Origin of the sequence: Sutterella sp. KLE1602 (assembly GCF_001578585.1) — a bacterium.
GTDB lineage: Bacteria > Pseudomonadota > Gammaproteobacteria > Burkholderiales > Burkholderiaceae_F > Sutterella > Sutterella wadsworthensis_A.
On the sequence record NZ_KQ968495.1, the window covers coordinates 1 to 9,107 of the forward strand.

The 9,107-nt window shown below is 64.8% G+C and carries 9 protein-coding genes; 4 read left to right on the forward strand and 5 right to left on the reverse strand.

Features of this window, described 5'->3' with window-relative positions; translation table 11 throughout:
* Window positions 1–14: 14 nt before the first annotated feature.
* Together HMPREF3036_RS11460 and HMPREF3036_RS01725 are read left to right on the forward strand one after the other, a co-directional pair.
* Window positions 15–152 carry a transposase gene (locus tag HMPREF3036_RS11460; RefSeq protein ID WP_231853546.1) on the forward strand — a complete coding sequence of 46 codons (138 nt, stop codon included), beginning with the start codon at window positions 15–17 and terminating at the stop codon, window positions 150–152.
* Window positions 153–287: 135 nt separating this feature from the next.
* The gene (locus HMPREF3036_RS01725; protein WP_005436479.1) at window positions 288–716 is read left to right on the forward strand and encodes a GNAT family N-acetyltransferase; all 429 of its coding nucleotides are present in this window, start codon (window positions 288–290) and stop codon (window positions 714–716) included.
* Window positions 717–878: 162 nt separating this feature from the next.
* Here the strand turns inward: HMPREF3036_RS01725 and HMPREF3036_RS01730 are convergent, their stop codons facing one another.
* From HMPREF3036_RS01730 to HMPREF3036_RS01740, 3 genes are read right to left on the reverse strand one after another with little or no spacing between them, the layout of a single operon-like run.
* Window positions 879–1,898, reverse strand: coding sequence for an aspartate-semialdehyde dehydrogenase (locus HMPREF3036_RS01730; protein WP_005436469.1), 1,020 nt, complete (start codon window positions 1,896–1,898; stop codon window positions 879–881).
* 15 nt (window positions 1,899–1,913) lie between these two features.
* Window positions 1,914–3,263, reverse strand: coding sequence for an aspartate kinase (locus HMPREF3036_RS01735; RefSeq protein WP_005436462.1), 1,350 nt, complete (start codon window positions 3,261–3,263; stop codon window positions 1,914–1,916).
* 6 nt (window positions 3,264–3,269) lie between these two features.
* Window positions 3,270–4,346 (reverse strand): homoserine dehydrogenase, encoded by a 1,077-nt coding sequence (locus HMPREF3036_RS01740; RefSeq protein ID WP_062331063.1) that lies wholly within the window; start codon window positions 4,344–4,346, stop codon window positions 3,270–3,272.
* A gap of 225 nt (window positions 4,347–4,571) precedes the next feature.
* On the opposite strand from HMPREF3036_RS01740, the gene thrC reads away from it, so the two are divergent.
* A complete protein-coding gene (gene thrC / locus HMPREF3036_RS01745) occupies window positions 4,572–6,050 on the forward strand; it encodes a threonine synthase (protein WP_062331066.1) in 1,479 nt (492 codons plus the stop codon).
* 15 nt (window positions 6,051–6,065) lie between these two features.
* A complete protein-coding gene (gene thrB / locus HMPREF3036_RS01750; protein ID WP_062331069.1) occupies window positions 6,066–6,950 on the forward strand; it encodes a homoserine kinase in 885 nt (294 codons plus the stop codon).
* A gap of 98 nt (window positions 6,951–7,048) precedes the next feature.
* Here thrB and HMPREF3036_RS01755 read toward each other — a convergent pair whose 3' ends face one another.
* Together HMPREF3036_RS01755 and HMPREF3036_RS01760 are read right to left on the reverse strand one after the other, a co-directional pair.
* Window positions 7,049–7,744, reverse strand: coding sequence for a hypothetical protein (locus tag HMPREF3036_RS01755; protein WP_005436455.1), 696 nt, complete (start codon window positions 7,742–7,744; stop codon window positions 7,049–7,051).
* Window positions 7,745–8,088: 344 nt separating this feature from the next.
* Window positions 8,089–9,107, reverse strand: a 1,019-nt coding sequence (locus HMPREF3036_RS01760) for a CAF17-like 4Fe-4S cluster assembly/insertion protein YgfZ (RefSeq protein WP_231853545.1), incomplete at its 5' end; no start/stop codon positions are given.

Sequence of the window (9,107 nt, forward strand, 5' to 3'; positions counted from 1 at the left end):
ACAAGCTCAAGGAATTGAGCCTTGCAACCCGCAGGTGGACGTGTCCGCATTGCGGCGCACAACATGACCGCGACTTAAACGCCTCCCTGAACATCAAGCAGGAAGGCATAAGAATGTTGAAGGCGGCTGGGCTGACCGTCTTGCGCTCGTAACGTCACGAGCCAAAGCCTGTGGAGACATGTAAGACCCGAACGATCGTCCGGGCTGTGTTGAAGAAGCAGGAAGCCTCGCCCGATTTGTTGGCAAATCGGACGGGGAGCAGTCACGATTATTCGAGGAGACAACTCATGCAGACCGCACCCAATATCGTCCACGGCGACTGGAAGACCTATCAGCACGAGGCCGAGCGCGTGCGCGCCATGGTCTTCATCGCGGAGCAGAAGGTGCCCCGCGAGCTGGAGTTCGACGAGGACGACAAGACGGCCGAGCACTTCATTTCGTTCGACGCAAGGCACATGGTCACGGGCTGCGCAAGGCTGCTCGACAACGGTCGCATCGGCCGCGTCGCGGTACTCCGTCCCTTCCGCGGCCGCGGCATCGGCGAGGCCGTGATGAAGACTGTCCTCGAGCGCGCGAAGGCGCGCGGCATGAAGGACGTGCACCTCGCCGCACAGGTGCAGGCCATGCCGTTCTATGAGCGCCTCGGCTTCGAGCCCTTCGGCGACGAGTTCGACGAGGCAGGAATCCCGCACCGCATGATGCGCCTCGTTTTCTGAGGGGTGAGGAAAGCTTCTTGCGTGTCATGCAACTTTTGCTTTTAGGATCAAGCCGCGGCGTCCTTCCTGTCCGGAGGGGCGCCGTTTCGCATGCGTGAAAATGAAGCGGCCCGCCTTCGCAGTGGAAGACGGGCCGTGGACTCAGCAGGTCTCAGGTGCGGGTCACTTCAGGCCGAAGATGAGCTCGGCGATCTGAACGGCGTTCGTCGCGGCGCCCTTGCGGACCTGGTCGGCGCAGCAGAAGAGCGTGAGCGAGCGGTTGAAGGACGCGGCGTCGGCGGAAAGGTCGCGGCGCACGCGGCCGACGTAGACGAGGTCTTGGTCGCTCGTAAGGAGCGGCATCGGGTACTGGCCGTTGTTCGGATCGTCGCAGAGGACGACGCCGGGAGCTTCGGCGAGGAGCTCGCGGGCCTTGTCGGGCGTGATGTCGTTCTCGAACTCAAGGGTGATGGCCTCGGAGTGGGAGCGGATGATGGGCACGCGCACGCAGGTGCAGGCGAAGCGGATGGTCTCGTCGTGGAGCATCTTGCGGCCTTCGTTCTGCATCTTCATCTCTTCCGAGGAGTAGCCCATTTCGTTGAAGCCGCCGATCTGCGGGATCAGGTTGTAGGCGATCGGATAGGGGAAGCAGGAGCCTTCGGCGCGCTGGCCGTTGGCGGCCTTGACTTCGGCCTCAAGGGCGTCGATGCCGGCCTTGCCTGCGCCGGAGACGGCCTGATAGGTCGAGACGACCATGCGGCGGATGCGGGCGTGGCGGTGAAGCGAGTTGACGGCGGTGAGGCCGATGATGGTCGCGCAGTTCGGGTTTGCGATGAGGCCCTTGGAGAGCTTCACGTCCTCGGGGTTCACTTCGGGGATGACGAGCGGAACATCGGGATCAAGGCGGAAGGCGCTGGAGTTGTCCACGACGTGGATGCCCATCTTCGCGGCTTCGGGCAGGAACTGTTTGGCGACGGGATTGTCGGCGGCGCCGAGCAGGAGGTCAAGGCCCTTGAAGGCCTCGAGGCTGGCTTCCTGAACGACGATGTCCTGGCCCTCGTAGTTGATCACCTTGCCTGCGGAGCGGGCGGAGCCGAAGAGGCGGAGTTCGGAGATGGGGAACTTGCGTTCGGCGAGGACGATTCGCATCTGTTCGCCGACGGCGCCCGTGGCGCCGAGAATGCCGACTTTGTAGCTGGCCATGATGATTGTCTCCTGTCAAGCGTTCTGAGCCTGCTGGGCCCTGACTTCTTTGGCTTCAGCGGCAAAGGTTTCGTAAAGGGCGGCGACGGCGCGGTTGAAGTCCTTGTTTTCGACGCCGACGATGATGTTGAGCTCGGCGCTTCCTTGGGCGATCATGCGGACGTTGATGCCGGCCTTGCCGAGGGCGGCGAAGAGACGGCCCGAGGTGCCGGGGCGGGAGTTCATGTTGCGGCCCACCGTCGCGATCAGCGCGAAGGGCTCGGTGAGGCGGATGGAGTCGGGCTTCATTGCCTCCTGGATGCGGGCGATGATCTCGTAGACGTTCTGCTTCACGTCGGCCTTGGCGACCACGACGGAGAAGCTGTCGATGCCGGAAGGCAGATGCTCGACCGAGACGTTGTAGGACTCGAGGATGGAGAGCACCTCGCGCACGAAGCCAACGCGGTTGGACATGTTCTTCTTCGAGATTTCGATGGAGACGAAGTCCTTCTTGCCTGCAATGCCGGTGACGAGCGGAGCCGTCGGGTCGGCGGGGATCTTGTCGCGCACGATCGTGCCCAGATCCTGCGGGCGGTTGGTGTTGAGGACCTGAATCGGAATGTTCCTCTCGCGCAGTGGGAAGACGGCGTCTTCGTGAAGCACGCTCGCGCCCATGTAGGAGAGCTCGCGCAGCTCGGAGAAGGTGATCTGTTCGATGTTGCGGGGATTTTCGACGATGCGCGGGTCGGCCATCAGGAAGCCGGAGACGTCGGTCCAATTCTCATAGAGGTCGGCCTGGATGCAGCGGGCGAGGATGGAGCCCGAGATGTCGGAGCCGCCGCGGCTCATGACGCGGACGTGGCCGTCGGGAAGCCGGCCGTAGAAGCCGGGCATCACGAAGCGGTCGTGCTTCTTGAGGATTTCCTTGAGGCGTTCGGTGGTTTCGTTGAAGTTGAAGGTGCCGTCGAAGTTGATGCAGACAACGTCGGTGGCGTCGACAAAGGGGAACCCGAGGTAGTCTGCCATCAGGCGGGAGGTGAAGTACTCGCCGCGGCTGACGATTTCGTCGACGGACATTTCGGGAAGGCTGTCGCGCATCTTCGCGAGATCGGTCTCGATGTCGACCTTCAGGCCGAGCTCGTCGCGAATGCTGCGGAAGCGGTCGGCGATCATGTTGAAGAGCGGCAGATAGTCGACGTGATAGGTCACGTGGGCCTGGCAGAGATAGAGCAGGTCGGTGATCTTGTTGTCACCCTTGAAGCGCTTGCCGGAGGCCGAGGAGACGACGAATCGTCGGGACGGATCGGCCTCGATGATGGCCTTGACTTTCTTGAATTGTTCGGCGTCGGCGACGCTCGAGCCGCCGAATTTGGTGATTTTGATCATGTTGGATTACTCCGTGGCCTGAGGTTCAAAGGCAAGGAAGGACTGCTTTTGACGCGCGATCTCGATGAGCTCGGCGAGGGGGCGTCCCGGAAGGACTTCGTCCGGGAAGTGGCCTGTGCCGCAGAGCAGGGCGGGGTCGTACGTCAGGGGGCGGTCGAGAACCGGCCTGCCGGTCTCTCCGCGTCCGAGGGAAATCAGGTCCTGAATCATGGCGTCGGCCGTGGGCCTGCCGCCCGCGCCCTGCCCGACGATCGAGAGGGCGCCCACCACGTCGCCGGTGATGCGGCCGTAATTCAGGTTGTCGTGAACGTGTGCGGCGATTTCGTCCTGGGAAAGAAGCACCGGCACGATGCCGACGGCGTAGCGATCGCCGCGCCTTTCGCTGAGCATCATGAGGCGGAGGCTGCGGCCACGCTCGCGGGCCGCGGCGATGATGCCGCTCGTCACGCCCACGATGCCCGCCGTCGGAATATCGCTCACGACGGGGGTGCGGTAGGCAAGCGAGGCGGAGATGATCGCCTTGTTGCGGACGTCGGCGCCCGTGATGTCGGCCGTCGGGTCGGCTTCGGCGTAGCCGAGGGCCTGGGCGCGTGCGAGCGCCTCCTCGAAGGAGAGGCCGCTCCTCTCCATGTGGTCGAGCATGTAGTTGCAGGTGCCGTTGAGGATGCCCGAGACGTCGGAGACCTCGTTGAAGCGGGCGGTCTTCTTGATCATCTCGACCCAGTGCATGCCGCCTCCACAGCTCGCTTCGAAGAGAAGCGAGACGTTGTTGGCGCGGGCAAGCTCGGCGAGTCCCTTGAGATCGGCGGCCACGGCGGCCTTGTTGGATGTGACGACGTGCTTGCCGGCCGCAAGCGCGGCGCGGATGTAGGAGAGGGCGGGGTCGCGGCCCGGGAGAGCCTCGACGATGCACGTGACCTCGGGGTCGTTCAGCACGGCCTCGAACGAGTCGGTCATCAGGGGGCCGTCCGCGTGGCCGGGTCGCCGCAGAATGTGCCTGATCCTGATCCCGCAGTCACGCTCGTCCAGAAGTTCGGCCACGGTGCGGCCGACGGTTCCGTATCCAAGCAGTCCGATGTTCAATTGGGGCTCCGTTTTCGTGAAGGGCGATTCGCTCACGCTTCAGGATTGAAGCCTGAGCGGAAAACACCACTTATGCATCATATCGGATTATTCTGCCAGCGTCTTCGGGCGCATGTCTTAGGTGAAATGCCCTAGAAGGCTTTAGCCTTGAGGTGAAACGCGGTTTTTTTGCAGGCTTTGTGCCACAATGAACCGATTGTTCCCAAATTTCGGAGAAGTTCCTCCATGATCTACCACAGCACGAGAAGCCTTGAAAACGGCGTGAATGCCCGCGAAGCCCTGCTCAAGGGCCTGTGCGACGACGGTGGCCTCTATGTGAGCGACGAGCTCCTCACCTGCGTCCTGACGCCCGACATGCTCAAGGGCCTCACGTACCGCGAGACGGCGCTGCGCGTCTTCTCGGTCCTGCTCTCCGACTTCACGAAGACCGAGCTCGCCGAGGGCATTGAGCGCGCCTATGCCGACAACTTCGCGAGCGTCGCCGTGACGCCCGTGACCCGCGTGGGCGACGAATTCCTGCTCGAGCTGCATCACGGTCCCACGTCCGCCTTCAAGGACGTCGCCCTGTGCATGCTGCCGCAGCTCATGAGCGCCGCGCTCAAGGACACGGGCCGCCGCGTCATGATCGCGACGGCGACCTCGGGCGACACGGGCAAGGCCGCCCTTTCGGGCTTCATGAACGTGCCCGGCATCGGCATCACGGTCTTCTATCCGCATGGCAAGGTGAGCGACATCCAGTACCTGCAGATGGCGACCCAGGAGGGCCGCAACGTCGCGGTCGCCGCCGTCGAGGGCAACTTCGACGACGTGCAGAGCACCGTCAAGAAGATCTTCGCCTCGGACCTCAGGCAGGAGCTCGCCGACGAAGGCGTGGAACTCTCCTCGGCCAACTCGATCAACATCGGCCGCCTCGTGCCCCAGGTCGTCTACTACTTCGACGCCTACCGCCAGCTCGTCGAGGCCAACGAGGTCGAACAGGGCGCCAAGGTCGACTTCTGCGTCCCGACGGGCAATTTCGGCGACGTGCTCGCGGGCTACTATGCGTACCGCATGGGCCTGCCCGTGCGCCACTTCATCGTGGCGAGCAACGCCAACAACGTGCTCACGGACTTCCTGACGACGGGCGTCTACGACCGCAACCGTCCGTTCGTGAAGACGATCACGCCGAGCATGGACATCCTGATCTCGAGCAACCTCGAGCGCATGCTCTACTACGCATCCGAGGGCGACACGGCGCTCATCGCCCGCCTCATGGAGAACCTCAGGAACGAGGGCGTCTTCAGGGTCGAGGGCGAGATGCTCGAGCGCATCCGCTCGCTCTTCAAGTGCGGCTGGGCCGACGACGCCGAAACCTCCGCGATGATCCGCGAGGCTTGGCGCAAGGACGGCCGCCTCGTCGACCCGCACACCGCCGTGGCCCTCAAGGTCGCCCGCGAGCGCGCCGACAGGTCGGTGCCGTGCGTGGTGCTCTCGACGGCGAGCCCCTTCAAGTTCTGCCGCGACGTCTACATCGCGCTCACTGGCAGGCCGCTTGAAGGCGATCCCGACGGCTTCGCATACATGGACGCGCTTTCCGGGCTCACGAGTGAAAACGCCCCCGCGCCTCTTGCAGGGCTGCGCTCGATGCCCGTGCTCCACAAGGCCGTCGTGCGTCCCGAGGGCATGGCCGACTTCATCCGCGCGGCCGTCGCGCGCGCATTCTGACAGGGGAGGCCGCACATGAAAGTCACCGTCCGCGTACCCGCCTCGACCTCGAACCTCGGTCCCGGCTACGATTCGCTCGGCATGGCCCTCTCGCTGCAGGCGAAGTTCACGTTCGAGCCCTCCGACGAGCTCGTGATCGAGGGCTGTCCCGAGGCCTACCGAAATGCCGACAACCTCGTCATGCAGGGCTTCCGCATGGTCTGCGAGAAGGCGGGCCGTCCCGTGCCCGCCGTGCATCTCGTGATCGACTCCGAGGTGCCCGTCGCTCGCGGTCTCGGATCTTCGAGCACCTGCATTGCGGGCGGCATGGCCGCCGCCAACGCGATGCTCGGCAATCCGTTCACGACCGACGACCTCTTCCAACTCTGCACGGCCTTCGAGGGCCATCCCGACAACGCCGCGCCGGCCTTCCTCGGCGGCCTGACGGCGAGCTTCATGCACGAGGGCAGGGCCGTCGCCGTTCCGTTCTCGCCCGATCCCGCCTGGCGCTTCGTGGCCGTGATCCCGAACTACGAGGTCCGCACCGAGGAGGCCCGCAGGATCGTCAGGCGCGACATCGACCTCTCGGCCGCCGTTCACACGATGTCCCACGCCATCGCGATGGTGAGGGGCCTTGAGACGGGCGACGAGGCGCTGGTGGGCGCCGCCTGCGCGGACGTCCTGCATGAGCCCTACCGCCGCACGCTCATCGCCGAGTACGACGCCATGCGCGCCATGGCGCTCGAGGCGGGCGCCGCCACCTTCTTCATCAGCGGCTCGGGCTCGACCATGATCGCTGCCACGAAGTCCGAGGCCGTCGCCGAAGCCTTCGTCGCGAAGGTCCGCGAGACCTGGCCCGACTTCGCCGCCAGAGTGCTCACCGTCTGTCACGAGGGCACGACTGTCACGGTCGAGGACTGAGGCTGCAGCTTCTGAAGGAACAAAAAGGCGTCGTCTCCCGAATGAGGAGTCGGCGCCTTTTGCTTGGGCGTTCTGTTTGCGGACGACGGGATCCGGGATCAATGTTCGAGCACGTGCGGATTCTCGAGAAGACTTTCGGGCGTACCGTAGCGCACGAGGCAGATCTCGGCGCCGCCGATCTGGAGGATGAGGCCGAGCGGAGCGCTCTCTACGTCGAGGACCGCATAGAGGCTGTCGCCGTTTCCGACGGGTCGCAGCCCCTCGGGTACGCGCCTGTTCGTGAGCTCGGTGAAGAGCGCCTCAAGGGCGGCGATGATGGCGGAACGCCTCGGGTCGCCCACGATGAGGGACTTGTCGAACCGGAACTGCTTGGTTTCGAGAAGCTCGAGCGGCGCGTCGGGGCCGCTCTGAAGCATCGAGCCGTCGGCGCTTTCGCGCTCGCGTTCACGCCAGCGCAACTTGGCCTGCGCGTCCTGCAGGGCGCGCAGCGTGACGAGCGAGGGCAGAAGCGTCTCGGGCTTGGCCGCAGGGGGATTGAACGAGTAGAAGGGCTCTGCGGGATCGGGACGGGCGAAGAGGTCGCCCTGCACGAAGTGCGCGCCTGCGTCCCCACCGTCCGTCCTCTTCGGACGGGCACGCCCCTTGCGCAGCGGCACGACACCTTCGCGTGCAGTGCGCTCGAGAAGCTGGCGGATCACGCCCTCGGGTGTCAGTCCGGCCCCTGCGAGCACTTCGGCCGCCTTCCCCGCCTCGATCTCGTCGAGCGTGATGGTGAACGTGAGGGTCTTCTGCATGGGCTTGGGAATAAGTGAATCATGCGGGCGGAACGCTGTGTCCGCCTTGTCTGTCTGAGTCTAGCAGAGGAAATTTGGAAAAACGCTCAAAACCATGTTTTCCCTCAGGCGCAGGTGCCGGAATGTTGCGCGGACGCATCCAAAGGAAGCCCTCTCACGGGACGGCACGGCCGCCCTGCAGGGAGCCGGAAGATGGCTCGGTTGAATTTGCCATTTTGCCTTCCGTATAAGCCGACATAACATATTCTGTCTGTTGCGCAGGAGAAAGGGTGGGGCTCATGAAGGAAAAGGCGGCCGTCACCACAGAGGGATGACGGCCGCCGGTCGAATGCGGATCAGTGCGATCAGGCTGCGGACGGGATCTTGTAGGGCAGCGGCAGGATCGAGATCGGCGCGCCTTCGGGCGTGAGCGTGAGGCGGCCCGTGAGGGCGGAGCGCAGGGACGAGAAGGCGACGAGGGTCGAGATTTCGCCCGCGACGGCCTGCGTCACGAAGCCGGCTTCGGCGCCGTCGCAGTATACGGGAGCGCCGGGGAGCGGGGCCTCGGTGCCGGCCACGAGGCCGAAGGCGGCGCGGCGGCTCGTCTCGCCGATGTGTTGGACGCGGGAGACGACTTCCTGTCCGGGGTAGCAGCCCTTGTTGAAGACGACGCCGCCCGAAAGTTCGTAGTTGACGGCCTGCGGCACGAAGAGTTCGCGTGAGCCCGGCCAGACGGTGGTCTTGCCTGCGGCGATTTCGGAGGCCCACCAGAGGGCGGAGTCCGTCGAGGCGTCGGCAAAGCGGGCGTCGTCCTTCGGGGCAATGATGAGCGCACGGCGGCCTCCTGCGCAGAAGCCCTCGACTTTGGAGGCAGGTTCGGCGTCGACGATGACGAGGCCGTCGTGGCGAACGACGCGGCTGGGCGCCGGGACGGGCAGGCCCGCAGTTTCGAGGAAGGCCTCGGCGCCGGCGGGAACGCCCGTCATGACGACGTCGCCGCCCGTGCACGTGAAGGTCACGTCGGCGCGGAGCACGTACATGCGCAGGCGCTTGAAGAAGGCGGGCGCAACAGCCTTCGGGACGAGCATCATGACGTCGTCGCCGTCCATCCAGACGCGGAACGTGGCGAGAAGGCGGCCCTTCGGGGTGCAGTAGCCCGCATTGCGGACTTCGTCGGCGAGGCCCGTGACGGCGTTCGTAAACTGGCCGTGCAGGAACGTGACGGCGTCCTTGCCAGAGACGCGCATCAGACCGTATTCGGTGACGCGGCAGCAGGGGGCGGTCGTCGTGAGGGCAAATCGGCCTGCGTCGTCGCCGGCGTCGGCGGTCGTGCAGGCATTGGCGTTGCAGTTCATAGAAATTCGGCGCGGAAACCTCTGTCTTC

Coding starts and splice junctions, on each gene's coding strand:
- thrC (WP_062331066.1), top strand. CDS start 4,572: ATGATCTACCACAGCACGAGAAGCCTTGAAAACGGCGTGAATGCCCGC.
- HMPREF3036_RS01725 (WP_005436479.1), top strand. CDS start 288: ATGCAGACCGCACCCAATATCGTCCACGGCGACTGGAAGACCTATCAG.
- thrB (WP_062331069.1), top strand. CDS start 6,066: ATGAAAGTCACCGTCCGCGTACCCGCCTCGACCTCGAACCTCGGTCCC.
- HMPREF3036_RS01755 (WP_005436455.1), bottom strand. CDS start 7,744: ATGCAGAAGACCCTCACGTTCACCATCACGCTCGACGAGATCGAGGCG.
- HMPREF3036_RS01735 (WP_005436462.1), bottom strand. CDS start 3,263: ATGATCAAAATCACCAAATTCGGCGGCTCGAGCGTCGCCGACGCCGAA.
- HMPREF3036_RS01730 (WP_005436469.1), bottom strand. CDS start 1,898: ATGGCCAGCTACAAAGTCGGCATTCTCGGCGCCACGGGCGCCGTCGGC.